Annotated in this window: 28 protein-coding genes; 12 read left to right on the forward strand and 16 right to left on the reverse strand. The window is 68.6% G+C overall.

Going from position 1 to position 24358, the window contains the following annotated elements; translation table 11 throughout:
• Positions 1-328: 328 nt before the first annotated feature.
• Together ACFWMR_RS08560 and ACFWMR_RS08565 are read right to left on the reverse strand one after the other, a co-directional pair.
• The gene (locus tag ACFWMR_RS08560; RefSeq protein ID WP_378377985.1) at positions 329-1075 is read right to left on the reverse strand and encodes a dienelactone hydrolase family protein; all 747 of its coding nucleotides are present in this window, start codon (positions 1073-1075) and stop codon (positions 329-331) included.
• Between the two features lie 19 nt (positions 1076-1094).
• Complete coding sequence (locus tag ACFWMR_RS08565; protein ID WP_378377937.1) at positions 1095-1679, reverse strand: helix-turn-helix domain-containing protein; 585 nt, start codon at positions 1677-1679, stop codon at positions 1095-1097.
• Between the two features lie 88 nt (positions 1680-1767).
• Between ACFWMR_RS08565 and ACFWMR_RS08570 the strand changes: the two genes are divergently transcribed.
• A complete protein-coding gene (locus ACFWMR_RS08570) occupies positions 1768-2355 on the forward strand; it encodes a class I SAM-dependent methyltransferase (RefSeq protein ID WP_378377938.1) in 588 nt (195 codons plus the stop codon).
• A 7-nt stretch (positions 2356-2362) separates the two neighbouring features.
• Here ACFWMR_RS08570 and ACFWMR_RS08575 read toward each other — a convergent pair whose 3' ends face one another.
• The gene (locus ACFWMR_RS08575) at positions 2363-3130 is read right to left on the reverse strand and encodes an MBL fold metallo-hydrolase (RefSeq protein WP_378377939.1); all 768 of its coding nucleotides are present in this window, start codon (positions 3128-3130) and stop codon (positions 2363-2365) included.
• A gap of 90 nt (positions 3131-3220) precedes the next feature.
• Here ACFWMR_RS08575 and ACFWMR_RS08580 point away from each other — a divergent pair, with 90 nt between their 5' ends.
• Complete coding sequence (locus ACFWMR_RS08580) at positions 3221-3859, forward strand: CGNR zinc finger domain-containing protein (protein ID WP_378377940.1); 639 nt, start codon at positions 3221-3223, stop codon at positions 3857-3859.
• On the opposite strand, the gene ACFWMR_RS08585 is transcribed toward ACFWMR_RS08580, so the two are convergent.
• On the reverse strand, positions 3850-4983 hold the full coding sequence (locus tag ACFWMR_RS08585) for an FAD-dependent oxidoreductase (RefSeq protein ID WP_378377941.1): 1134 nt from the start codon (positions 4981-4983) through the stop codon (positions 3850-3852). The genes ACFWMR_RS08580 and ACFWMR_RS08585 overlap by 10 nt on opposite strands.
• Positions 4980-5654, reverse strand: coding sequence for a TetR/AcrR family transcriptional regulator (locus ACFWMR_RS08590; RefSeq protein ID WP_378377942.1), 675 nt, complete (start codon positions 5652-5654; stop codon positions 4980-4982). Before ACFWMR_RS08590 ends, ACFWMR_RS08585 begins: the two co-directional genes overlap by 4 nt.
• Before the next feature lie 247 nt (positions 5655-5901).
• Here ACFWMR_RS08590 and rox point away from each other — a divergent pair, with 247 nt between their 5' ends.
• Both rox and ACFWMR_RS08600 read left to right on the forward strand, forming a co-directional pair.
• Positions 5902-7329 (forward strand): rifampin monooxygenase, encoded by a 1428-nt coding sequence (rox, locus tag ACFWMR_RS08595; protein WP_378377943.1) that lies wholly within the window; start codon positions 5902-5904, stop codon positions 7327-7329.
• 68 nt (positions 7330-7397) lie between these two features.
• On the forward strand, positions 7398-7787 hold the full coding sequence (locus tag ACFWMR_RS08600; protein ID WP_378377944.1) for a VOC family protein: 390 nt from the start codon (positions 7398-7400) through the stop codon (positions 7785-7787).
• A 27-nt stretch (positions 7788-7814) separates the two neighbouring features.
• On the opposite strand, the gene ACFWMR_RS08605 is transcribed toward ACFWMR_RS08600, so the two are convergent.
• Positions 7815-8261: an Lrp/AsnC family transcriptional regulator gene (locus ACFWMR_RS08605; protein ID WP_007034427.1), complete on the reverse strand. Its 447-nt coding sequence runs from the start codon at positions 8259-8261 to the stop codon at positions 7815-7817.
• A 93-nt stretch (positions 8262-8354) separates the two neighbouring features.
• On the opposite strand from ACFWMR_RS08605, the gene ACFWMR_RS08610 reads away from it, so the two are divergent.
• Complete coding sequence (locus ACFWMR_RS08610; protein WP_378377945.1) at positions 8355-9218, forward strand: TIGR03619 family F420-dependent LLM class oxidoreductase; 864 nt, start codon at positions 8355-8357, stop codon at positions 9216-9218.
• Positions 9219-9222: 4 nt separating this feature from the next.
• Positions 9223-9648, forward strand: coding sequence for a nucleoside deaminase (locus tag ACFWMR_RS08615; RefSeq protein WP_378377946.1), 426 nt, complete (start codon positions 9223-9225; stop codon positions 9646-9648).
• Here ACFWMR_RS08615 and ACFWMR_RS08620 read toward each other — a convergent pair.
• Both ACFWMR_RS08620 and ACFWMR_RS08625 read right to left on the reverse strand, forming a co-directional pair.
• Positions 9639-10793, reverse strand: a complete 1155-nt coding sequence (locus ACFWMR_RS08620; protein ID WP_378377947.1) for a cytochrome P450 — start codon at positions 10791-10793, stop codon at positions 9639-9641. The two genes, ACFWMR_RS08615 and ACFWMR_RS08620, sit on opposite strands and share 10 nt — an antisense overlap.
• A 965-nt stretch (positions 10794-11758) precedes the next feature.
• On the reverse strand, positions 11759-11950 hold the full coding sequence (locus ACFWMR_RS08625) for a hypothetical protein (protein WP_378377948.1): 192 nt from the start codon (positions 11948-11950) through the stop codon (positions 11759-11761).
• 25 nt (positions 11951-11975) lie between these two features.
• Here ACFWMR_RS08625 and ACFWMR_RS08630 point away from each other — a divergent pair, with 25 nt between their 5' ends.
• The gene (locus ACFWMR_RS08630) at positions 11976-12488 is read left to right on the forward strand and encodes a CGNR zinc finger domain-containing protein (RefSeq protein WP_378377949.1); all 513 of its coding nucleotides are present in this window, start codon (positions 11976-11978) and stop codon (positions 12486-12488) included.
• Here ACFWMR_RS08630 and ACFWMR_RS08635 read toward each other — a convergent pair.
• On the reverse strand, positions 12485-13705 hold the full coding sequence (locus ACFWMR_RS08635) for a hypothetical protein (protein ID WP_449224318.1): 1221 nt from the start codon (positions 13703-13705) through the stop codon (positions 12485-12487). The genes ACFWMR_RS08630 and ACFWMR_RS08635 overlap by 4 nt on opposite strands.
• Before the next feature lie 151 nt (positions 13706-13856).
• On the opposite strand from ACFWMR_RS08635, the gene ACFWMR_RS08640 reads away from it, so the two are divergent.
• Positions 13857-14612, forward strand: a complete 756-nt coding sequence (locus ACFWMR_RS08640) for an SDR family oxidoreductase (RefSeq protein WP_378377951.1) — start codon at positions 13857-13859, stop codon at positions 14610-14612.
• 51 nt (positions 14613-14663) lie between these two features.
• Positions 14664-15539, forward strand: coding sequence for a LysR family transcriptional regulator (locus tag ACFWMR_RS08645; protein WP_378377952.1), 876 nt, complete (start codon positions 14664-14666; stop codon positions 15537-15539).
• Between the two features lie 171 nt (positions 15540-15710).
• Here ACFWMR_RS08645 and ACFWMR_RS08650 read toward each other — a convergent pair whose 3' ends face one another.
• Complete coding sequence (locus ACFWMR_RS08650) at positions 15711-16175, reverse strand: MarR family winged helix-turn-helix transcriptional regulator (protein ID WP_378377953.1); 465 nt, start codon at positions 16173-16175, stop codon at positions 15711-15713.
• A gap of 97 nt (positions 16176-16272) precedes the next feature.
• Between ACFWMR_RS08650 and ACFWMR_RS08655 the strand changes: the two genes are divergently transcribed.
• A complete protein-coding gene (locus ACFWMR_RS08655) occupies positions 16273-17373 on the forward strand; it encodes an epoxide hydrolase family protein (RefSeq protein ID WP_378377954.1) in 1101 nt (366 codons plus the stop codon).
• On the opposite strand, the gene ACFWMR_RS08660 is transcribed toward ACFWMR_RS08655, so the two are convergent.
• Positions 17363-18544 (reverse strand): glycosyltransferase 87 family protein, encoded by a 1182-nt coding sequence (locus ACFWMR_RS08660; protein ID WP_378377955.1) that lies wholly within the window; start codon positions 18542-18544, stop codon positions 17363-17365. The two genes, ACFWMR_RS08655 and ACFWMR_RS08660, sit on opposite strands and share 11 nt — an antisense overlap.
• A gap of 150 nt (positions 18545-18694) precedes the next feature.
• Here ACFWMR_RS08660 and ACFWMR_RS08665 point away from each other — a divergent pair, with 150 nt between their 5' ends.
• Positions 18695-19615, forward strand: coding sequence for a methylenetetrahydrofolate reductase (locus tag ACFWMR_RS08665; RefSeq protein ID WP_378377956.1), 921 nt, complete (start codon positions 18695-18697; stop codon positions 19613-19615).
• 14 nt (positions 19616-19629) lie between these two features.
• Here the strand turns inward: ACFWMR_RS08665 and ACFWMR_RS08670 are convergent, their stop codons facing one another.
• From ACFWMR_RS08670 to ACFWMR_RS08680, 3 genes are all read right to left on the reverse strand, one after another.
• Positions 19630-20292, reverse strand: coding sequence for a response regulator transcription factor (locus ACFWMR_RS08670; protein WP_093938560.1), 663 nt, complete (start codon positions 20290-20292; stop codon positions 19630-19632).
• Positions 20289-21530 (reverse strand): sensor histidine kinase, encoded by a 1242-nt coding sequence (locus ACFWMR_RS08675; protein WP_378377957.1) that lies wholly within the window; start codon positions 21528-21530, stop codon positions 20289-20291. Before ACFWMR_RS08675 ends, ACFWMR_RS08670 begins: the two co-directional genes overlap by 4 nt.
• Before the next feature lie 74 nt (positions 21531-21604).
• Positions 21605-22333 carry a TetR family transcriptional regulator gene (locus tag ACFWMR_RS08680; protein WP_378377958.1) on the reverse strand — a complete coding sequence of 243 codons (729 nt, stop codon included), beginning with the start codon at positions 22331-22333 and terminating at the stop codon, positions 21605-21607.
• A gap of 88 nt (positions 22334-22421) precedes the next feature.
• On the opposite strand from ACFWMR_RS08680, the gene ACFWMR_RS08685 reads away from it, so the two are divergent.
• Positions 22422-22889 (forward strand): glycogen operon protein GlgX, encoded by a 468-nt coding sequence (locus tag ACFWMR_RS08685; RefSeq protein ID WP_093938557.1) that lies wholly within the window; start codon positions 22422-22424, stop codon positions 22887-22889.
• A gap of 3 nt (positions 22890-22892) precedes the next feature.
• Here ACFWMR_RS08685 and ACFWMR_RS08690 read toward each other — a convergent pair whose 3' ends face one another.
• Together ACFWMR_RS08690 and ACFWMR_RS08695 are read right to left on the reverse strand one after the other, a co-directional pair.
• Positions 22893-23618: a VanZ family protein gene (locus ACFWMR_RS08690; RefSeq protein WP_378377959.1), complete on the reverse strand. Its 726-nt coding sequence runs from the start codon at positions 23616-23618 to the stop codon at positions 22893-22895.
• 124 nt (positions 23619-23742) lie between these two features.
• Entirely contained in the window at positions 23743-24348 is a 606-nt protein-coding gene (locus ACFWMR_RS08695) for a TetR/AcrR family transcriptional regulator (protein WP_378377960.1), read from the reverse strand.
• Positions 24349-24358: the final 10 nt, after the last annotated feature.

Below are 24358 nucleotides of genomic sequence, written 5' to 3' on the forward strand. Positions count from 1 at the left end.
CCGCGCGGGCCGGGGGGCGGGGGCCTGCCGGGGCCGGGGGGCGGGGTGTCGTCAACCCCCCTTTCAGGACGTCTGATGTCCCGAAAGTGGCTTTCACGACGCTTGATGCCGCCGGGCCCGCCGGGCCGGGGTGGTCGTGATGCGAAAGCCACGTTCACAACCTTCACCGTTGCGAAAGTGGCTTTCACAACCTCCTTGACCAGCGGAGAGGCGACTTTTGCCGAGACCCTGACCCTGAAGGTAGTGAAGGAGGCCTTCACGGAGCGGAGGAGAGAAACGCTGAGAGTGGCTCCCCCGTCAGCCGCCGGTAAGGACGGCGGAATCGTCCTTACCACTCACGACCGTTGTCGAGGAGGGCGAGCAGCCGCTCCCAGTGGCGCTTCGATCCGGCGTCGTCGAAGACGTCGGTGTCGGCCATGGTGTAGCCGTGCGTGGTGCCGGGGTAGATCTCGCAGCTGTAGCTGACGCCGGCGGCGTCGAAAGCCTGGCTGATCTCGGTGATGGCCTCGGGTGTCATGTCGCCCTCGGCGAGGCCGAGGTGGACTTTCGCGGTGAGGGCCGGGATCTGGCGGTGCGGGCTGTCGGGTGCGTCGGTGACCAGGGCCCCGGGGTGGAATCCGGCGACGGCGGCGACCCTGCCGGGGTGGGCGGTCGCGGTGCGCATCGCGAGGACGGCGCCCATGCAGTAGCCGATCGTGGCGACCGGTCCGGGCCGCACTTCGGGCTGCGCGGCGAGGAAGCCGAGGTAGGCCTCGGCGTCGCGCAGGGCGCGTTCCGCGGTGTGTTCCTGGATGAGGGGCATGATCTGCTGGAAGAGCCCGGGCCTGACCTCGGCGGTGATGTATTCGGGAAGGTCGAACACCGGGGCCGGGCGGTGCCGGTAGAAGATGTTGGGGACCAGCACGTAGTACCCGTGCCCGGCCAGTTCGCGGGCCATGTCCCACAGCGTGGGGCGTGGCCCGAAGGCGTCCGGGTAGAGGAGGACACCGGGGTGCTCGCCGCCACCGTCGGGGAAGGCGGCGAAGGCGTCGGACTGACCGTCCGGGGTGGGAATGCTCGGCGTGATGGTGGGAATGACGCTTCTTCCTTTCTCGCTACAGGGACGGCGCGGTGCGGATGTGCGCTCGTTCGCCTTGCCGTCCGATGAGACTCAGGTACTCGACGGGACCGGCGCCGGTGGCGCCGAACCAGTGCGGCGTGCGAGTGTCGAATTCCGCCGCTTCGCCGGGTTCGAGGGTGAGGTCGTGGTCTCCGAGGACCAGCCGCAGGGTGCCATTCAGAACGTAGACCCAGTCGTATCCCTCGTGGGTGCGCAGGTCCGGCTCGGCGTCGTCGTTTCCGCGCGGGAGGACGAACTTGTAGGCCTGGATGCCGCCGGGTCTGCGGGTCAGCGGCAGGATGGTCGATCCGTCCCCGCAGGCGATGGGGCGCAGGTTGACCCGGGGATTGCCGGTCGGCGGCGCGTCGACGAGCTCGTCGAGGGTGAGGCCGTGGGCGCGGGCGAGCGGCAGGAGCTGCTCCAGGGTGGGACGCCGCAGCCCGGCCTCGAGCCGGGACAGCGTGCTGGTCGAGATGCCTGTCTCCTGGGCGAGGTCGGCCAGCGTGATGTCCTGGCGCTGCCGGAGCTGTTTCAGCCTCGGCCCGACAGCGTCGAGCGTGCGGCCCAGTGCCTCGTCCATGCCTCCAATTTGCCATTCGGCAACAAGTTTTGCCATTCCGTCCGGATGCTCGTCATGATCGTCGGAGACGAACGGAGAGGGACGACCGATGACGCACGGGTTCGACAAGGATTACTGGGAAGAGCACTGGCGCGAGAGCGGCGCCGCGAGCCCGCCGAATCCGTATCTCGCCCGGGAGCTCGGTGAGCTGAAGCCGGGGACGGCGCTGGACGCGGGCTGCGGCGAGGGCGCGGAGGCGATCTGGCTCGCCTCACGGGGGTGGCGGGTGACCGCCGCCGACATCTCGTCCGCGGTGCTGGCCCGCGCCGCCCGGCGTGCCGGGTCCGGGCACGTGACCTGGGTGGAGGCGGACCTCGGCAGCTGGTCACCGGACATGCGGTTCGACCTGGTCACGACTCATTACGCGCATCCGGCGATGCCGCAGCTGGAGTTCTACGACCGGCTCGCGGGCTGGGTGGCGCCCGGGGGCACGCTGCTGATCGTCGGTCACCTCCACAGCCATCACGGCCACGGACACGCCTCGCCCGCCGAAGCGTCGGTGACCGCTGCGGCCATTACGACACGGCTGGACGAGACGGACTGGGAGGTCGTCACCGCCGAGGAGGGCCGGCGGATCCACGGCGACCGGCAGATTCCCCTGGAGGACGTCGTCGTGCGCGCCACCCGGCGCCCGTGAACGCGCGTCAGCCGAGCCGCAGCCGGTCGGCCAGACCGGCGGAGGTGAACGCGGCGACGACGTCCTCGCGGCCTTCGGTGAAGTGCTCCCAGCTGTCCATGTGCACGGGGACGACCGTGCGGGCGCCGAGGACCCTTGCCGCCTCCACGGCCAGGGCACTGTCGAGGACGAGCAGGGCTCCGTCGAGAACCGGCTTCAATCGCGGGGCCCCGGCGAAGAGCACGGCGGTGTCGACCGGGCCGAACCGGTCGGCGACCTGCCGGACGGCGTCGAGCGAGGCGTTGTCGCCGCTGACGTAGACCGTCGGCAGACCTTCGCCGGTGAGCACGAAGCCGACGACATCACCGGTGACCTTCTCCGCGCCTTCCGGTCCGTGGAGCGCGGGCGCGCCGGTCACGGTCACCACTCCCCCGTCCGGCCGGGTCAGTTCGACCGATTCCCAGGTGGACAGTCCTTTCGCGGTGCCACCCAGCCGGCCCGCGCCGCTGGGCGTGGTGAGGGTCAGCGGAACATCGGCCAGCAGTTTCCGGCCGGAGTTGTCGAGGTTGTCGGGATGCTCGTCGTGGGACAGCAGGACGGCGTCGATCCGGCCGAGGTCGGCGGGTGCGATCGAAGCCGGGGCGGTCTTGGTCAGGCCCGGTCTCCCGTCGGGCCGCGCGTAGTGACCGGGCTCGTCGAAGGTCGGGTCGGTGAGGAGCCGCAGGCCGCCGTAGTCGATCAGCGCGGTCGGCCCGCCGAAGACCCGGACGGAGAGCTGTTCACTGATCTGGTTCATCCTTCACCTCACGGATAGGTAGGCTTTCTTCCGTGAGCAACGTTAGCGAGTTCTCACGGAAGAGTGCAATGGTTTCCGTGAGGCTTTCTCATGGTTGAGCCTGGCGCCTACCATGAGAAGGTGGACGACACCGATCTTGACGCCGCTGCCCTGCCGCCCGCACCGGGTGACGAGCAGTACGTGGCGCTGGCGCTCGCCAACACCACGATCGCGTTGCCCGGCGGCCAGTTCACCGACCTCCTCGGCACCCCGGCCGCCGCGACGGACTGGCTCGTCGGCCAGGGACTCGCCCCGGTCGACGCCGGGCTGCAGGAGATGTGCGCGGGGCTGGTCCGTTCCCTGCGGGAGCAGGTACGGGTGCTGCTCGCGTCGAGGTCGTGCTCGGATCCGGCTCCGCAGAGCGCTCTCGACGCCGTCAACGAAGCGCTGAGCAAGGCGCCCACCGCGGCACTGCTGCGCTGGGACCCGGTTCGAGGGCTGTACCGGACCGCGTCGCATCCGATCACCCAGATCGTCGAACACGCGCTGGCGACGCTCGCCGCGAACGCCGCGGACCTGCTCACCGGGCCGGACACCGAACGGATCGCCGCCTGCGGATCTCCGCCGTGCACGCGGTTCTTCCTGCGCAACGGACGGCGTCAGTGGTGTTCCGTGCGCTGTGGTGACCGCGCCCGCGCCGCTCGCGCCTACGCCAGGCGGTCCCAGCCGGCCGGAGTGGCTCAGCGGTAGGACGCGAACAGCTCCAGCAGTGCCTTCGGGGCGTCCTCGGCGAAGCATCGGACGAGCGATTCGGCGGATTCGGCCGCCGACGCTTCACTGCGCGGGAACAGAGCCTGCTCGTAGGCACCGAGAGCGGCTTCGACGTCGCCGGGGTGGGCGGCCAGGGCCAGGCCGAGTTCGGCGCCGTCGAGCATCGCGAGGTTGGCGCCCTCACCGGCGAACGGCGACATCAGGTGGGCGGCGTCCCCGAGCAAGGTGATGCCGGGGACGCGGTCCCAGCGGTGACCGATCGGCAGCGCGTGGATCGGCCGCGGCACCAGGTCGCCGTCCGCGTCGGTGATCAACGCGCGCAGCCCCTCGTCCCAGCCGTCGAAATGGCGCAGCACGGCGGCTTTCGCGGCGGTGGTGTCGCCGAAGTCGATCGTGGCGATCCAGTCTTCGGCGGTCTTCAGCGCGATGTAGACGTGGAGGCTGCCGGTGATGTCGTGGTGTGCCAGGAACCCTTTGCCCGCACCGAGTGCGAAGAACATGCCGCCGCCGATGAGCGCGGCGCTCGCGGGGTGGCGGTCCTCGGCGTCGTGGAGGTGCACCTCCACGAACGAGATCCCCTCGTAGGCCGGCCGGGCGTCGGAGACCAGGGGCCGGATCTTGGACCACGCGCCGTCGGCGCCGATCAGCAGGTCCGTGGTGAACGTCGTGCCGTCGGCCAGGGAGACCTCGTGCCGCCCGCCGCCGAGCGGGCGAGCACCGGTGATCTTGGCGCCCCAGCGCACGGTGTCTTCGGACAGCGAACCGAGCAGGAGGTCTCGCAGATCACCGCGGGCGACTTCCGGGCGGCCGCCGTCACCCTCGTCGGCTTCCTCGAAGTGCACGACGGCGTGCCGGTCGAGGATGCGCATGGCCTCACCGCCGACGTGCACGAGCGCGCGGAAGTCGTCGTGGAGACCGGCGGCCCGGAGCGCTTCCTGACCGGAGTCCTCGTGGATGTCGAGCATTCCGCCCTGCGTCCGCGCGGACGGTGAGGCGTCCAGGTCGAACACGGCGGCTTCGACGTCGTTGACGTGCAGGACGCGGGCCAGAGTGAGGCCACCGAGGCCGGCGCCGATGATCGCGATGGGGTGATGGATGGTCATGTCAGGGTCCTTTCGGGTGGTACGGCGGTGTCCGCGATCCCGGTGATCAGCACCTGCAATCCCCACGACATCCGCTGCGCCGGTCGTCCGGTGAGCAGGTCGGCCGCGTGGGCGGCGATCTGCGGGTGGGTCGTCTCGTCGGCGTCGCGCACGGCGCGCGCCAGTGCGTCCCAGTCCTCCGGCGAGTCCTCGTCGGCGTGTTCGGCGGCGGTCGCCGTCGCGTGTTGCAAGAGAAGGTCGATCCCCCACGCGCGCCGTTCGGGTGGCACATCGCCCTCGGCGAGGAGCGTGAGCAGGGTTTCGCACAGCCGCAGGTAATGCTCACCGCTCGGGCGGGCCACGAGCGCGGACAGGGCGAGGCCGGGGTATTCCAGCAGCATCGAGGTGTAAGCCGTGAGCAGTCGTTCGAGGCGGTCTCGCCAGCCGCCTTCGGGCGGCGGTGAAGGGATCGTGCCGAGGAGTTCGTCCAGGATCGCGGCGTGCAGTTCCGCGGTGTTGCGCACGTAGACGTAGAGCGAGGCCGCACCGGTGTCGAGTTCCTGCGCCAGGCGGCGCATCGTGACCTTCCGCAGGCCTTCCTCGCGCAGGATCCCGACCGCTGCGGCGACGATGCCGTCACGGGTCAGCGCGGGTTTGGCCGGTCGTTCCCGGCGGCTCTTCTCTGGTGCCATGCGGTCAGCTTAACGAACATGTTCGTTCCGAACAAGTTCGTAGCGAACATGTTCGACACAGGTCACATCGGGCGGAACTCATTCCAACGGGGGTTTGTCCGTCCACTGCGGACTGAAATGACGAAGGCAGAGAGATCAGCTCTCCCTGCCACTTCTAACGTATAGCGCACCTGGGGGCTTGCGGCAAGACCCCGGTCGTGCCGCAGAATCTCCCGCCGGAACACGAGCTCGACAAACGGGGGAACTCTTGATCGACGTGATCATCGCCGGTGGCGGACCGACCGGCATGATGCTGGGCGCCGAACTGCGGCTGCACGGCATTCGCGTGGTCGTCCTGGAGAAGGACCTGGAACAGTCCAAGGTCGTCCGCTCCATGGGCCTGCACGCGCGCAGCATCGAGGTGATGGACCAGCGAGGCCTGCTGGAGCGCTTTCTCGAAAACGGAACGAAGTATCCGGTGGGCGGTTCCTTCGCGGGCATCGTCAAATCGCCGCCGTCGCTGGACAGCGCCCACGCCTACATCCTCGGCATTCCTCAGACCGTCACCGACCGGCTGCTGATCGAGCACGCCGCCGAAGCAGGGGTCGAGATCCGGCGCGGCCTCGAAGTGACCGGCCTGAGCCAGGACGACGACGGGGTGGACGTCGAGCTGGCCGACGGCACGACGCTGCGCTCGCGCTACCTCGTCGGCTGTGACGGCGGCCGCAGCACGGTGCGCAAGCTCCTCGGCATCGGGTTCCCCGGCGAGCCCGCCACGGCCGAGACTCTGCTCGGCGAAATGGAGCTGACCGAGGACTGGGAAACGGTGCTCGCCGTGATGACCGAGGTCCGCAAGACCCAGCTGCGGTTCGGCCTCTCCCCAATCGGCGACGGGGTGTACCGGGTCGGCGTGCCCGCCGAAGGCCTGGCCGAAGACCCCCGGGTCCCACCGACCTTCGAGGAGATCAAACGTCAGCTCAAGGCCGTCGCCGGCAGTGACTTCGGTGTGCACTCGCCACGCTGGCTCTCCCGTTTCGGCGACGCCACCCGGCTGGCGGAGCGGTACCGCGTCGGCCGGGCGTTCCTGGCAGGGGACGCGGCGCACATCCACCCGCCCGTCGGCGGGCAGGGGCTCAACCTCGGTGTCCAGGACGCCTTCAACCTCGGCTGGAAACTGGCCGCCGCGGTCAACGGCTGGGCGCCGGCGGACCTGCTCGACACCTACCAGAGCGAACGGCACCCGGTGGCCGCCGCGGTCCTGGACAACACCCGCGCGCAGATGCAGCTCATGTCGCTCGACCCAGGCTCCCAGGCGGTCCGTCGGCTGCTGGCGGAGCTGATGGAGTTCGAAGACGTGAGCCGCTACCTGACCGAGAAGATCACCGCGACCGCGATCCGCTACGACTTCGGCGACGGGCACGAACTGCTCGGCCGCCGCATGCGGGACCTCGACCTCAAGCAGGGGCACCTCTACGGATTGACCCGCGGCGGCCGCGGCCTGCTGCTCGACCAGACCGGCGAGTTTTCGGCGCGGGGCTGGGCGGACCGCGTCGACCACGTCGTCGACGTCAGCGAGGAACTGGACGTACCGGCGGTGCTGCTGCGACCGGACGGTCATGTGGCATGGGCCGGTGAAGACCGGCAGGAGCTGCTCACCGCGTTGCGCCGGTGGTTCGGAGAGGGCCAAGTCCTCTAGTGCGCCGGGGTCACCGGCTATTGGCTGGTGGCGTTCCGAACCCGTTGCCACGACAGGAGTTGATGACCATGACCGGACGGGCCGTGCATTTCGAGATCCCCTTCGAGGACGGCGAACGCGCACGCGACTTCTACCGTGAGGTCTTCGGCTGGAAGATCGACGTCCCGCCGGGGATCGACTACACGATGGTCGTCTCAGGGCCGACCGGCGACGGCGGGATTCCCGCGGAGCCGGGCTTCATCAACGGCGGGATGATGGACAAGAAGTCCAGCGTCGCGTCCGGCCCGGTGATCGTGCTCGAAGTCGACAGCATCGACGACACGCTCGCGGTCATCGAGAAACAGGGCGGCGCGACCCTCGTCGGGCGGACCGCGGTCGGCGACATGGGCTTCTCCGCCTACTTCAAGGACCCGGAAGGCAACGTCACCGGCCTCTGGGAGACGGTGAGCCGGGGCTGACACTCGACGGGCCCGTGACCGCACCGGTCACGGGCCCTGCGGCCCCCGGTAAGGCAGCGTCTGGTTGTAGACGATGTTGGTGTTCGTACTCCCGAACAGCGCGAGCTCGTTGACGATCTCCTCCAGCCGCCCCATCGACGGCGCCGCGATCTTCAGCGAATAGCAGTCGTCACCGGTCGTCCGGAGGCATTCGAGGATCTCGGTCCGCTCCGCCAGGAGCTTGTGCAACGGCGCGTGCTTGCTGCCCGGGTACTTCAGCCGCACCACCGCGAGCACCACGTACCCGGCCTTCTCCAGATCGACCTCGGCGCGATAGCCGGTGATCACCCCGGCCGACTCCAGCCGCTTGACCCGTTCCGTCGTCGCCGACGCGCTCAGGCTGACCCGCTTCCCCAGCTCCGTGAGCGGAAGCCGCCCGTCCTTCTGGAGCTCGACCAGGATCGCCCAGTCCGTCGCGTCGAGAGTCTCGGCCATCCGGCGAGAATACCGGCAGATCCACGGCACGAAGGCCGTTATGCCAGGAAAGATCTCTTCCCGGTCTTCGGGCCGCGCCGATAGCCTTGACCAGTGCGAATAGGTGTAAACGTCCCGAATTTCGGACCGGGGACCGACCCCGGAATCCTCCGCGGCTGGGCCACCACGGTCGAAGGCCTCGGCTACGACCTGCTCATGGTGTCCGACCACGTCGCCATCACCCCCGACGTCGCCGAGCAGTACCCGGCGCCGTTCTACGAACCGTTCACCACCCTGTCCTGGCTCGCCGGCGTGACGAACCGGATCCGGCTGGGCACCACCGTGCTCATCGTCCCGTACCGGCATCCCCTGCTGATCGCCCGCATGGCCGCGAACCTCAACCAGCTCAGCGGCGGACGGCTCGTGCTCGGCGTCGCGTCCGGCTGGGCCCGTCAGGAGTTCGAAGCGCTCGACGTCCCGTTCGAGAAGCGCGGACGGCTGACCGACGGCCACCTCGACGCGGTCCGGAAAGCCTGGTCGGACGACGCCGACTACCGCGCCGGCGACATCCCGATCTGGGTCGGCGGCAACAGCGACGCCGGGATCCGCCGCGCCGTCCGCGTCGGCGACGCCTGGCACCCGCTGCGGACCACCCTCCCCTGGCTCACCGAAGCGCTCACCAGGGTCAAGACCATCGCCGACGCCCAGGGGCGGCCGGTCCCCGCGTTCACCCCGCGGATCCTGCTGGACATCACCGCGAAACCGGTCACCGACCCCGGCCGCCTCGCCGGACAGGGCACGATCGAGCAGATCGTCGACGACCTCGACCGGCTCCGCCACCTCGGCGCCGACACGGTCGTGCTCGATCCGTTCTCCGGTGACCCCGAAGAGACCCTGCGACCGGAGTCCGCGTGGCAGGCTTTGGCGACCGTCGCCGCCCACTGGGAACTGGGCCGATACCGAACCGAACAGGACTGAACCCATGACCGAAGAAGACGAGAAGTTCCTCCGCCGGGCCATCGAGCTCGCCGCCAAGTCCCGTGCCGACGGCGACCCGCCCTTCGGCTCGCTGCTCGTCGGCCCCGACGGCACGGTGCTGGCCGAGGACCACAACACCTCGGTGTCGCAATCGGACATCAGCTTCCACCCGGAGCTGAAACTCGCCGTGTGGGCCGCCCGCGAACTGGAGCCCGCCGCCGCGGCGGAGACGACCATGTACACCAGCTGCCAGCCGTGCGGGATGTGCCAGGGCGCCATCGAACGCTCCGGTCTCGGGCGGGTCGTTTTCGCCCTGTCCGGTGAACAGGTCACCGCGCTCAAGCCGCCCGCGACCGGTCCCGGCGTACGGCTGGAGGGCCCCGCCTTGTACGACGAGGCCCGCGTCCCGGTGGCCGGGTACTACACCTGAGCCCCGGCGAAACGGAATTCCGGTGGGGCCAGAATGGGCCCCATCACCGGATTCTCTTTCCGCAGCTCGATTGCCGCCGCCGGCAATTCACTCCAGCATTCCAGAACCCGCGCCGTCGCCTGACTCACGAAACGCGAACCGACACAGGCCGCCGCCCCGAAACCATACGGAAGATAGACGGCTTTATATCCCTCCGGCGGGTTTTCCCAGCGTGCGGGGAGGTACTCGTCGGCGTCATTCCACACTCGCGGGTCACGATGCAGGAGAAAAGTGCAAAGAAACAGCCGTTCGCCCGGTGACAACGCCACCCCGCCGACCTCGATCGGGCTCGTGACCTTCCGGGACATCAACCACGCCGTCGGCCACAATCGCAGCGCCTCGCGGACCCGGTTCTCCACCGGAGCGGACGACTCTCCCCTGGTCAGCGTCGTGCCGACGGGCATCCCGGTGCGCCAGCCGCTGTCGAGCAGCACGCACCAGGCGAGCACCATCGCGGTCGCCCGGCACAGGGCCCCGATCAGGCCGTGCAAGACCAGCGCGACATCGTCCATCGACCCGACCGCGTCGTGGACGGCCTTCTGAAATCCGGCGTCACCGTCCCTGTCGGACGCCCAGCGGTAGAGCGCGGCCTCCGCCCGGCTGTGCGCGATCCGGCGACGAAGCGTGAGTACGGCGGATTTGTCCCGGTCACGCCGGTTCGAGAACGACAGCGCGCGATGCAGCGCCTTGCGTGCCGACGGTGAGAGATCGGGTAGCAGCCGATCGCCGAACAACCGCAGGTAGAGGCCCGAGACCGCCGAGGGCCAGTCCTCGCCGCCCATCGCGGACCGCAGTTCCTCCTCGATCCGCTCCTGCGGCAGCGAACGCAACACGGTGTCCAGCTCCCGCGCGATGGCGGCGTTCACCGGGCGGCTCTTCTCCGAACCCGGGATCCAGTCCGAGACCGCCCCCAACGTGGCGGCGCGGGCCTCGAAAGGCTCGGTCGTGCTCGCGAGGACCGTACGGACGATCTCCGCGTCGGACACCAGGTAGCGACCCGGCTCGAACAGGACGACCGGCGGCTTGCCCGCCCGGTCCCACGTCAGGAGATGGCGCAGCGGATCGGCCATCAGACCGCCCGGCACGCCGTCGACGATGGTGTGCATTGTTCCCCCAGAACAAGTGGTTGCGGCGGCGATCCCGAGATCGCCGCCGCAACCGGAAAACACTTCAGACTCAGTAATCCATGTAGTAGATGACCCAGCCCGACTCCTTGCTGCGAATGCTGCGCAGCATCGAACGCGTGAAGAAACGAACAGCCTTCATCGCACTTACCCCCAATCCCCAGTTCGTCATCAACGTGACGAACGAAAAAGTATTGGGCGGATTACGATCTTGTCAATAGCGGAGCAGGACGGGGTTCCGGACAATCGACTTCACACACGCCGTCCGTCAGAGCCGGACCTGCCCCGATGCCACGGAGCCTAAGTTGATCTTGAGCAGGTTCTGATCGTCACCGGTGGCGGTCGCCGCAGGTCGCGCGCTTGGCCGCCCTGGCCGATGGGGTCGCGAGTGGCGTTTCGGGGCTTGAGGGGCAGGCGTGATCGAGTCTCCTGCCAGGCAGGGCTCTCGGCGGCCGGCCCTGAACTGGCCGCGGGAGCAGATCGCAACCTCGACCGTCCACAAGAGACACACCTTCCAGCTGGAGCGCCCGTTTTGGGCACTTTGCGTGACTTCGCGAAGGGGTCGTGAGTGATAAAGAGGGTTAGAACCCTCTTCATCACTCACGACCCCACGCAGAACAGCCCATATAAACACAAATCGGACACCCAATCGCCGCCAACTGTCCCATGAGGACACTCGGGCCATGACCAGCCCGCGTGCCAGTCCGAACCCTGCCCTCAAGGCAGCGAAGAAGGCCTGCCCTGCAAGATCGGCCACGCCATATTCGACTTACCGCATAAATGAGTCCCCTTTGCCACCTCGCAAAACTACGCAAAGCACCCAAATCAGGCACCGCGATCCCAGTCGGCGCCACCTGCGGACAGTCACGCCCCGAGGTCACCGCCGGCGACATGTCCAGCTTGATCGATTGGACCGACAGCCGCCGAAGGGCGCATTCCAAGATCAGCTACGCGACATTGGCCTGACCCGACTGGGACTTCGTCGCGCCGATAACGACGCCATCGACCCGCGCGAGCCAGCTCCCGCACAGACACCGGACGTACTCCAGCCTCCCCTGGGAGACCCGGTGGGAGTCCGTCGCGCTTCCGGGCAGTTCCGCCGTCGGCCAGCCGCACCGCGGGCACAGGTTCGATTCCATGCCTCGATCGTGCTGTAATGAGTCAATGCACTTCAACCCTTACGGCGGTGCCGCGGCGCAGATCGCCGCCGACCTGATCAACCTCGCCGACACCGCCGACCCAGCCACCCTGACCGCGATCTTCAAAGACCGCATGACCGTCCCCGCCGTAGAGGCCTACGAAGCCACCGAGATCAGCGCCTGGACCACCCGGCTCCGGCACGTCTTCGAAGCGGAACCCGCCGCCCGCGTCGACCTCGTCAACGCGCTGCTCCACGACTCCGCGTCCAAGCCCTACATCTCCACCCACGACGGCAAGGCACCCCACCTGCACTACGTCGACGCCCAGGCCGGCACGGTCCCCCGGGTCCGGGCCTACACCGCGGGAGGACTCGCACACCTCGTCTGCGACGCCCCGGACCGCTTCGGCGTCTGCTCACGCGAAGGCTGCGAAACCGTCTACGTCGACGTCTCCCGCAACGGACGCCGCCGGTTCTGCTCCACCCGCTGCGCCACCAGAGTCCACGTCGCCGACCACCGCAACCGGCAAGCTATCTAGATCGCGTACCGCCACGCCGTCAGCGCATGCGCCGAGAACCACGCACCCAGCACCACCCACGCCGCCGCGACCGCCACCGCCGTCGCCGTCCGCCGCTTCGACAACCCGATCGCGATCGGGATCAACACCGGGAAAGCCGGCAGGATGAACCGGATCTTCGCGTCCGGCAGCCCCCGCGTGCCGATCGCCAGCAACAACACCCCGGCGCCGTACAGCGTCAACGGCCACGGCACCCGGACGAACACCGCCACGACGGCCAGCGCCACCGCCCCCAGCAGCAACAGCACCGTCAGCGTGCTGAACACCGACTCGTCACCCGTCAACCGCGTCAGCACCGAATCCGCGGTCTCCACCCCGAAGTCGAACTCGGTGTTCCAACCCCGCAGCTCGATGTCCTGCCACCCGGTCCAGCTCCCCGTCCGGTACGCGACGAACCCCAGGTACCCCACCACCCCGAGCGGCGCGATCACCGCACCCACCAACGCCCACCAGCGCTTGTCGGTACGCCGGAAGACCGCGATCAACGCCGCGACGACCACCACCGCGACCAGCACCACCGCCGTCGACCTCGACAATCCCGCCCCGAACGCGCACAACCCGGCCAGCAACCAGCGCCGCTCCAGCACACCCACCAGCGCCCACACCGCGAACGCGCAGAACATCGCCTCCGTGTAGGCCATCGAGAACACGATCGCCATCGGCGCCCCGGCCCACAACGCCACCAGCAGCAACCCGGTCCGATCACCCCGCTCCGGCGACACCGCCCGCCCGATCCGGATCAACCCGCACGCCAGCACCAGACCACCCAGCACCGACACCGCCAGCGCCGCCGTGACGACATCGAACCCGAGCCACATCACCGCACCGACAAGCTTCGGATACAGCGGAAAGAACGCCATCGGCGCGTCCGAGTACGGCTGCCTCGCCGCGTCCAGGGTCCCCGGCAGATCGGCGTACCCGTGCACCGCCAACCGCAGGTACCACTGCCCGTCCCACGCGGTCAGCCGATCGGTCAGCGTCGCACCACGCCGGGCGGCCAGCAGATCGAGCAACTGGACACTCGCCGTACGAATCACCAGGTAGAGCAGGATCGCCCTCGGATAGGGCGACCGCGCCAGCCTGTCGAGGGCTCTCTCGGTCACACGCGCCGGACGCCCCTGCCGGGGCGCCGTCTCGGGAACAGCGGTCTGATCGAGGTCGTCGACTTCACGGAGCACGCTCAGAGTGTCCACAATGCGAGGTCATCTCGCCGTTCGATTCCGAAGAATCGCACACCGGAGTACGTGGGAAACGCCACAAACCGGGCTTGTGACCCCACCTCGATCTTGTGTTTCCCAGCCGGCACCCCCGGCTCCTACCGTCGGGAACATGAGCGAACAGAACCTGAACGGCACGGTCGCGGTCATCGCCGGCGGCGCGAAGAACCTCGGCGGACTCCTGTCCGCCACCCTCGGCCAGGCCGGCGCCAAGATCGTCGTCCACTATCACGGAGACGCCTCCGCGGCCGACGCCGAAAAGACCGTCGAAGCCGTCCGTAACGCGGGCTCCGAAGCCATCGCCGTCCAAGGCGACCTCACCCGGGTCGCCGACGTCCGCCGCCTCTTCGACACCGCCGTCGACACTTTCGGCGGCGCCGACATCGCGGTCAACACCACCGGCATGGTCCTGCGCAAGCCGATCCTCGAAACCACCGAGGAGGACTACGACCGCATGTTCGCGGTCAACGCCAAAGCCGCCTACTTCTTCATCCAGGAAGCCGGACGACGCCTCTCCGACAACGGCAAGATCATCAGCCTCGGCACCTCGCTCCTGGCGGCCTTCACCGACGGCTACTCCACCTACGCCGGCGGCAAAGCCCCGCTGGAGCACTTCACCAGGGCCGCCGCCAAGGAGTTCGCCGAGCGCGGCATCTCGGTCAACGTCGTCGCCCCCGGCCCGATGGACACCCCGTTCTTCTACCCGCAGGAAACCCCCGAGCGGGTCGAATTCCACAAGTCGCAGGCCAAGGGCGGACGACTCACCGAAATCGAGGACATCGTGCCGATCATCCGCTTCCTGGCCACCGACGGCGCCTGGTTCACCGGCCAGACCCTGTTCCCGAACGGCGGCTACACCACCCGCTGACCCCTAGTCTGATCAGGACGCAGCAGACCGAACGCGAAGGGGAACACCGGGGTGGGCCTGGATCTGTACAAGCTGAACCACCTCATCGCCGTCGCCGAAGAAGGCAGCTTCACCCGCGCGGCGGCCCGGCTGCACCTGAGCCAGCAGGCGCTGTCGACCTCGGTGCGCACGCTCGAACGGGAAGTAGGCGTCCCCCTGCTCGAGCGGAGCGCCACCGGGGTCACCGTCCTCCCCGCCGGACAGGCCTTGATCGACGACGCCCACCTCCTGCACGGCATCGCCGACTCCGCCGTCCAGCGTGCCCGGCGCATCGGCCGGAGCGAACCGGAACGACTCCGCGTCGGCCACACCCCCGCCGTCACCGGAGACGAAGTCACCGCACTGCTGCGCAAACACCACACGGACCCCGAGCTGATCATCGACGTCAACCAGCGCTACCCCGACGAACTCGTCGCACAGCTGCTCGGCGGCCAACTCGACCTCGGCCTCGGCCGCGCGCTGACCCTCGCGCACGGCCTGGTCGGCACCACGTTGATCCGGCAACGGCTCAACGTCGCCGTCGCCGCGGGCCACCGCCTGGCCGGGCGGGACGATCTCGCCCTGAGTGACCTCGACGGCGAGGAGATCATCGTCTGGGGAAATCCCGGCCGGTCCGGATACACCGATCTGCTCGTCAACCTCTGCCGCGACGCGGGATTCGAGCCCCGCGTCCGCCGCAACCCGATCCAGGGGACCCCACCGGTCACCGCCGTACTCGACAGCGACGGTGTCGCCTTCGTGACCGCCTCGCCCGGGCCGGCCGCGGGCGGCGCGGTCCAGGTCATCGCGCTGCGGCCGGAAGTGCACGTACCTCTTCAGGCGCTTTGGCCGCAACACAGCACTTCCGACGCCCGCCAGGCGTTTCTCGCGTCGGTTCAGGGCTTCTAGCCGCGTGGATTTCGGGCCCTTTGGATCACCTGAAACCACACTGGCCCGCGTGACCGGTCCGGTGGCCGGCCGGACACACCCCTCTCCCCGGATGGCAAGCCGCACGGTCCCTGGCCACGGCAGAAGGAGCGAAGGGGCCTTTCACCTCGTCTGACGTGCCGAAGGACGCCTTCAGCCCTCCCCGGTCCGCCGGTCGTGGTGCTCCAGCAGCTTCGTGAGCAGCGCGGCCAGCCGCTCCCGCTCATCGGCCGACAACGGCGCCAGCAGTTCGTCCTGACGCTCGGCCAGCTGCTTTTCCAGTCGCCGGAGCTGCCGCTTGCCCGCGGCCGTCAGCGAGATGACGTTGCGCCGCCGATCGGCCGGGTCCGGGGCGCGTTCGACCAGGTCGCGCTCGGCGAGCTCGTTGATCGTTGCGACCATCTCGCTCACGTGGATGCCGCTGCGGCGGCCCAGTGTCGCCTGGCTGGCAGGCCCGAACTCGTCCAACGTCGCCAGCACCCGGAAGTGATAGCCACGGGCGTCGACGGCGGAGAACCCGTCGGTCACCAGGCGATGCGCGTGGTTCGCGGTCTGGGTGAGCAGCCAGCTGGGCAACTCCTGCCACCTGGCGTGCGGCTCTTCCGAAAAGTTCTCCATGTGACGAGTCTAACGAATCGTTGGGTACCCGAACGATTGCGCTATCGTTGGGCACGCAAACGTTTAGTTGCCAAATGATCGACTGGAGCGCCGGATCTTGATCAAACCCTTCCGCATCGAAATCCCCCAAGCCGACCTCGACGACTTGAACGACCGGCTTTCCCGCACCCGCTGGCCGAACGAGGTCGCCGACGCCGGCTGGGACTACGGCTTCCCGCTGGCACGACTCAGAGAGCTGGCCGAGCGGTGGCGCACCGGATACGACTGGCGCGCCCACGAAGCCGAACTCAACGAGCTCCCGCACTTCACCACCGAGATCGAAGGCCAGAACATCCACTTCGTCCACGTCCGGTCCACGAACCCGGACGCGCTCGCGCTGATCCTCACCCACGGCTGGCCCGGCTCCTTCCTGGAGTTCCTCGACGTGATCGAGCCGCTGTCACGCGACTTCCACCTGGTGATTCCCTCCATCCCCGGTTACGGCTTCTCCGGTCCGACCCACGAACGCGGCTGGAGCATCGACCGGATCGCCCGAGCCTGGGCCGAACTGATGCGCCGCCTCGGGTACGAGCGCTACGGAGCACAGGGCGGTGACTTCGGTTCGGGGATCTCGATGGCACTCGGCGCGGTGGCGCCGGAGCAGGTTGTCGGGGTGCACGTGAACTACCTGCCGACCCGGCCGGATCCGGACACCGGAGTCGAACTGTCCGAAGAGGACGAAGCCCGGCTGGACAAGGTCCGGCAGCTGATGGCGAATCGCCCGCCGTACCAAGCACTTCAGGCCGCCACCCCGCAGACCATCGGCTACGCGCTGACCGACTCGCCCGTCGGCCAGCTGGCCTGGATCGCCGAACGCTTCGCACAGTGGACCGACCCTCGTTCGCCGGTCAGCGACGACAGGATGCTCACCGACGTCTCGCTGTACTGGCTGACCGCTACCGCGGCCTCCTCCGCGCGGCTGCACCACGACGCACCGAGAGGGAGCGCGCCTTGCCGCGTACCACTCGGCGTAGCCGTCTTCCCGTACGACATCACCCGATCGGTGCGCCCACTGGCCGAGCGACTCTACGACGTCAGGCACTGGTCGGAGTTCCATCGCGGCGGCCACTTCGCCGCGATGGAAGTACCGGACCTGCTCGCCGAAGACGTACGGACCTTCTTCTCGGCTCTTGTCGATGAGGGTTTGCCTAAAGGTTGACGTTGTTTTTCGCGTTCGCCGTGCGGTATAGGCCGTTATACATTCTGAAGAATCGAAGGTGACAGGCGAGTCCTGCGGCGACGAGCACGATCAAGTACGCGTTGCCGACGATCGCCTCGACGAAGGTCCAGTCACGCTCGGCACCACCGCCCCCCGGTACGACGGCGACCGTCCATCCCGTGAACAGGACGGCGATCGCCACCGCTCCCCCACGACGTCCCCTGGCGGCGAGAAGGCCGAGCGCCGGCACCACCCAGACCCAGTGGTGCGTCCAGGAGATCGGGCTGAGCAGCAGGGAGCAGCCTGCCGTGACCAGCAGTGCGGCACGATCGTCACCGGCGCGGTGGAGCCGGTGCACGAGCCACATCGCCAGCGTCGCGAAAACCGCGCTGAACGCCACGATCACCACCGTGGCCGCCGTCCCGTCCGGCATCGTCCGTGCGACGAAGGCCTGCCATGACTGGTTCCCCACCCAGCCCTTCGTCGCGGCGAAATGGGCGTTGAGGATCGCCGAGGTCCAGTACCGCAAGGAATCTCCGGGGAGGACGGCCATCGCGAACGCCGTCACCCCGACGAAGACGGCCAGCGCCCGGGCCGCGTCGGCGAACCGCCTGACCACCAACAGATGGACGATGAAGATCAGCGGGATCAACTTGATCGCCGCGACGATCCCGATCGCGATCCCGCGGTAGCGCGAATCGCGGAGGAGGAACATGTCCGCCACCACGGCGGCCATCAGCACGAGATTGACCTGTCCGAGGCCGATGGTCTGCCACACCGGTTGCAGCGCGAAGGCACCGACCAGGAGCACCGGCAGGTGCGCCCGGGCGGCGAAGGGCCGAAGTGCGAAGTAGAGGGACGGGGCCGCGGCCAGTGCGAGCAGGCCCCAGCACAGCTGGGTGGGCAGAGCGGTCAACGACGTGAAGAGCAACCCGGCGAACGGTGGATAGGTGAACGGCAGATCCAGTGCCCAGCCGGGAAGCGCGCGCAGCGGTGAGTACAGGCTTTCTCCACGGACGACGGCGAACCCGCCTGCCCGGTAGACCGCCGAATCGATGCCGAGCGGCGTATCCGAAATCCACCAGACGAGTGCGACCACGGCGAGCACGGCCATCGCCCCGCCGACGACGACCGGCACCGGGTTGGCACGCAACTCTTTCGACCACTTCATGGGGAAACGATCTCGGGAAGCGAACCGGGAAACATCGCCCTGGGGACCAGTTTCGGCGCCACTACCCCGGTATCGGATCTCGCGCGACCCCCTACCCGGGTCGCACCTGGCGTGCGCCGCCGGTTCTCCGGCTTCGGCTACGGTCCGTTCATGGACCTTGTGCGCCTCATCGACCGTGCCGCGGGTGAGTTCCTGCTGTTCTCCCTGACACCACCACGCCTGGCCACCGCTCACGATCGCGTGCAAGAGATCGCCGACGCCACCATGGCTCGCTTGCGCCCTCTGAAGCTCGACGGCCTGATCCTCTACGACATCGATGACGAAGCGGCCCGGAACCCGGCGCAGCGCCCGTTCCCGTTCTCGCCGACCCTCGACCCCGCGAACTACCTCGCGAACAACTTCGCGAGCTGGCAGACCCCGGTCATCGTCTATCGGGTGGTCGGAAAGTACGCGCCGTCGGAGCTGCGGTCCTGGTTGGCGGCCCAGGACCCGGCGCGGGTGATGACGGTTCTCGTCGGTGCCTCGTCCAGCAAGGTCGACGCCATGACGTCACTCGCCGACGCCCAGGCACTGCGGCGCGACGCCAACCCCGGTTTGTCGCTCGGCGGCGTCGCGATTCCGGAACGTCACAGCCGCCGGGACGATGAACACCTGCGGCTGCTGGCGAAGCAAGAGGCCGGTTGCCGGTTCTTCGTGACCCAAGTGGTTTACGACATCAACGCGGCGAAGAACCTCGTCTCCGACTACCACTACGAATGCGTCGCACGCGGACAAGCGCCCGTTCCGATCGTCTTCACCTTCTCGGTCTGCGGATCGTTGAAAACCCTCGACTTCCTGCGATGGCTGGGCGTCGACGTACCGCGGTGGATCGAGAACGACCTCAGACACGCGACCGACACCCTCGAAACGTCGTATCAGGTGGCCGTCGCGGCGGCCACCGAACTGATGTCCTACTGCCGCGGCCTGGGCGTGCCGTTCGGCATCAACGTCGAGAGCGTGTCGATCAGGCGGGAAGAGATCGAGGCATCCGTGCGCCTCGCGGAACACCTTCGGGCGGAGCTCAAGGGCTGAAGTCGCGCCCGGTATCAGGACGTGGTGCCCGGAACGACGAGGCCCGCCTCGTACGCGACCATGACAGCCTGCGCGCGATCACGCACCCCGAGCTTCGCGAACACCCTGCTGACGTGGGATTTCGCCGTCTGTTCCACGATCACCAGCGCCTCGGCGATCTCCCCGTTGGAAAGGCCGCGCGCGATCAGCCGGAGAACCTCGGTCTCACGCGCGGTCAGCTCGGCCACGAGGGAGTGGCCGGTGTGCGCGGACGCGTGGGTGCGGGTGAACTCGCCGATCAGCCGCCTGGTGATCGTGGGCGCGAAGAGTGCGTTGCCCGCGGAGACCACTCTGACCGCGGTCACCAGGTCGTCCAGCGGGGAGTCCTTCAGCAGGAACCCGCTGGCGCCCGCCCGCAGCCCGCCGAACACGTACTCGTCGATGTCGAACGTGGTGAGGATCAGGACACGGACTTCCTGCCGCCCCGCCACGATCCGGCGGGTCGCCTCGATCCCGTCGAGTTCGGGCATGCGCACGTCCATCAGCACGACGTCCGGTTCGAGTTCGGCGCACAGCGCGACGGCGGTGGTCCCGTCCGCGGCTTCTCCGACCACCCGCATGTCGGCCTGCGCGTCGAGCACGGCACGGAAACTCTGCCTGACCATGGTCTGGTCGTCGGCGATGACCACCGAGATCACGGTTTCGCTTGCCCTTCGGGATCGAGTGGAACGGTCAGGGCGACCAGGAAACCACCGTCCGGCCTCTCCCCCACCTCGAGCTCCGCGGCGAGCATAGCGGCCCGCTCCCGCATGCCGACCAAACCGTGCCCGCCCCCTGTCTGATCTGTCCTCTTCGGACTGTCGCCGGGACCGTTCTCGATGAACAACCGGACGGATTCCCTGCCTGCCGCGAGTTCGACGGAGATCGACGCGCCGGGAGCGTGCTGGATCGCGTTGCTCAGCGCCTCCTGCGCGATCCGGAACACCGACAACGCGACCCCGACCGGGACCGCGTCGAGGTCGCCACGCAGCTCGAGCTCGCACGCGGTCCCGGCGGCCTTCACCCCGTCGACGAGTTCGACCACCCTGGCCAGGCCCGGCTGCGGCGCGACCAGCAGGGCCTGATCCTCGGATCGGAGCACTCCGAGCAGTCTGCGCAGTTCGGTCAGGCCTTCACGGGCGGTTCCGGCGAGGTCGGCGAACTCCTGCCAGATCTCGGCCTCGCGACCGTTCTTGCCCGGATCGGCGAACCGGAACCGGGCCGAGTCCGCCCGCAACGCGAGAACGGACATGTGGTGCGCGACGACGTCGTGCAGCTCCCGCGCGATGCCCGCGCGCTCTTCCAGGAGAGCCGCCCTGGCCTCCTCGGCGAGCCGTCGTTCCTGTTGCGCCCTGCGTTCTTCTTCGGCGAGCCTGCGCTGGCGGACCGTGTTGCCGAGGAAGAACGCTATCCCGCCCAGCATCACGAGCAGGGCCGCGTCCCGCCAGTCCCGGACGAAGGGCGCCGCGGCGGCGAACGAGATCAGCCCCGCCCAGGTCAGTTCCGCCTGGTCGTTGCTCTCCCCCACGAGGTAGAAGACGAGCGCCGCGGTGAGCGCGAGGCCGGGCGCCCAATGCCAGCCCCAGGCGCCGGCGATACCGGGCAGGGTCATCGGGGTGGTCACGATGCCGACGATCAGCAGGCGCCATCCCCACAGCGGCGAGCGCACCGCGAGCAGGCAGGGCAGCACGGTGACGAGCACGTTGAACGTCTTCGCGGGCGGTAATACCGAAACGGTCGAGAACGTGACGAAACCCGACCAGAACGCCCAGCCGACGATCGTGAGAAGGCGCAGCCAGCGCAACCCCGCCGAACGCTTCGGCGGGGCGTCGGTTCCGGTGAAGGCCGTGTACCGCAGGGCGGCCCACCACGCCCGCAGGCGTTGTCGGTCGATCATCAGGTGTGACCCTACCTTCGGATCGACTCACCCTGCGTAGTCGACACAGTTCGTGGCACCGAGTGCCAGACGGCCTACTTCTCGTTCAAGGCGGCGTTCACCTTGGCGATGACGGCGTGCAGAGGTGTCGCCGTCGTCATCACGGCTACCACCGTGGTTTCCCCTGCTGTCGTGCGTTCGCCCCGGAAAGCGTCGATGACCAGCGCGAAGGCTTCCGCCGCGCTCGCGGTGATGTCGTCCTGTCCGCCGCTGCGCAGCCAGCGCCGGAGCACGTGGTTGTTGGCGGCCGCGATCGCCGCGGCGGCCACGTCCGCCCGCAGGCTCGCCGTCTCGTCGCCCTGTTCGGCGAACCGCGCCCGCAGGTAACGGGCGAGTACGCGCTGATAGCGGTCGACGGTCGCGACCTCTTTGTCCCGCAACGAAGGCACCGTCCGCGTCAGCGTGAACCGCTTGAGCGAAACGTCGAGTTCCGCGGCATAGGACTCGAGGACGAGGCTGACGGCGGCGCAGGCCATCTCCACCGGCTCACGCTCCGGATCCGCGCCGGCGAAGGTCTCCTCCATCTCGGCCACGATCTCGTCGTGGTTGGCGAAGAGCACGTCGTCCTTGGCGTCGAAGTACCGGAAGAACGTGCGCCGACCGACCCCGGCGGCCGCGGCGATCTCGTCCACCGTGGTGGCTTCGTATCCCTTGGCCACGAACAGGTCCACGGCCGCGGCGGCGAGCGCACGACGGAGGCGGCGCCTGCCCGCGGGGGTCGCCCCGGCTCTGGTCACCGGCGCTCGGCGCGGCGAATCGGTCATAGCGGGACGGTAGCAGCAGACTTGCTAGTGACACTGAGTGCCGTTAGGCTGAGGAGACTCCCCACCCGCCGTTCGGAAGGCGCCGACGATGTCGCTGGACCAGCAAGTGCTTCCGGACGAGTCCCTCTCGTCACGGGATTCGATCCGCCCCCGAGGCGACGCCTTCTACGGCCGGCTCTTCGGCTGGTCGCTGAAATGGCGTGGCACGCAGCCCTTCCTCGTACTGGGGAACGGCATCTGCGCGGTGACCCTGCCGAAGATCCACGGCAATCAGGTCGTCGCCCGGCTCGCCGAGACCGGTTGCGAGGGTCCTGCCATGACCGTGCTGACCCAGCAGGGTCCGCGCGTCGCCGTACTGGCGGAGACCGATGGGCTGATCCCGCCTCGGATCGCCCTGCCGCGGCACGTCGAGGTGCTTGCCTGGGGTGCGCTGCTCCCCCTGCCCGCCGACTCCGGACGCGTCGAGGCCCACGCGGAATGGCTCGTGGAACCCGATCCCCGGCAGCGATGGCTCCCCAGCCTGGACGCGGTCCTCTCGGGCGCTCGGCCGAGGTAGCGCTCACGCCGCCACCGAGGCTTGAGCCGAGACGAGCAGCGCTCCACCGTCCGATTCGGACAGGGTGATTTCGAGGGTCGCGCCTTCGGCCATCGGCGGAAGGTCGCTCAGGGTCACGCGGCCGATCAGCCGTTGCCCCCGGCGGGCGTTCGCCGGTCCGGGGCGATGGACCTCGATTCCCGACCGATGCCACACGCGGACCGTGCCCGACGGCGCCGTCCGGCCACGCCACCGACTTCCGCACCAGGCCGCGAGCGCGGCGCCCGCCGTGTTGCACAGCACGTCGTCCAGCGAGCCGACCCGGCCGGCGTCCTGCCAGACCTGGAGACATTCGATCGAGACGGACACCGCGAACGCCGAGACGACGATCCGGGGCACCGACGCCCCGCCGAAGCGCACCGGGATCAGCAGCGCGAACGGTGCCAGTAGGAAAACGTTGCCCGCCAACTGAACCACGGCCACGTCCGGGCGGTCACTGAAGACGGGCAGGACGTCCGCCAGTAGATGAAGACTCACCGACGAGCCACGCGCGGCCGTCGGCGCCGGGACGAAAACGACCAGCAGTACCGCGAGAAGTGAAGCCAGCAAAGCGAAATCCAGGGCGACCGCGAACGGGCGACGTCGTTTCCCGCGAAGCCGCGCCACGAATTCGGCGACGCCCGCACCGGCCGCGGCGACGAGCAGCGACCACGGTGCGGCGCCGGAGAATTCCCGCCACCACCATCCCATGCGCTCCCCTTTCGCCGATGATCGTCTTCGGCGAGGGTGGCAGCATCGTGAAGGACGGGCAAGAACCCTGATTATTGTCGGTGAATAACTACCATCCGCGTCGATACTTCACGGGTTTGGATTGTCACGGACGTGCGGTCAGGGCGGGACCGACCCAGCGGCGAACCAGCGCCCGGAGTTCGTCGTCGGTGCGGGGCGGGGTCGAGGGGTATCGCAGGAACGAGAGGAACAGCCGCATCAGCATTTCGGCGAGCCCTTCGAAGTCCTCGTCCGTCGTGACGCCCACGGCTTTCCAATCGACCGGCACGTTGCGGAGGATCCGCGCACCGAGCGAGAAGGACTGCGACGAGGCGACCGCGATGGTGAAGACGTCGGCTTCACCCGCCTTGAGGAGCAGCCCGAGATGGGGATCTTCGGGGACCGCCCGGACGCCGAACACCACGGATTCCACGGCGACCTCGGCGGGGCCGCCGAACGAGGCCAGATGCCGCTCCATCCGCCTCGCGAACTCCTCGACCCTGTCGAGCGCGACAGCGCCGAGGATGTCGGCAAGGCTCGGGAAGTAGCGATAGACGGTCTGCCGGGTCACGCCCGCCTCCGCGGCGACGTCGGAGAGGCTGGTCTTGGCGAGGCCGACCCGGTCGATGCAGGCCATCGCCGCGTCGAGGATCCGGCGGCGAGCCTCCTGCTCGGTTCCGGGTGGGTTCCCCTGCCATCCGTGGTGCCCCATCGCTCCATCT

Origin of the sequence: Amycolatopsis thailandensis, assembly GCF_042723255.1 — a bacterium.
GTDB lineage: Bacteria > Actinomycetota > Actinomycetes > Mycobacteriales > Pseudonocardiaceae > Amycolatopsis > Amycolatopsis thailandensis.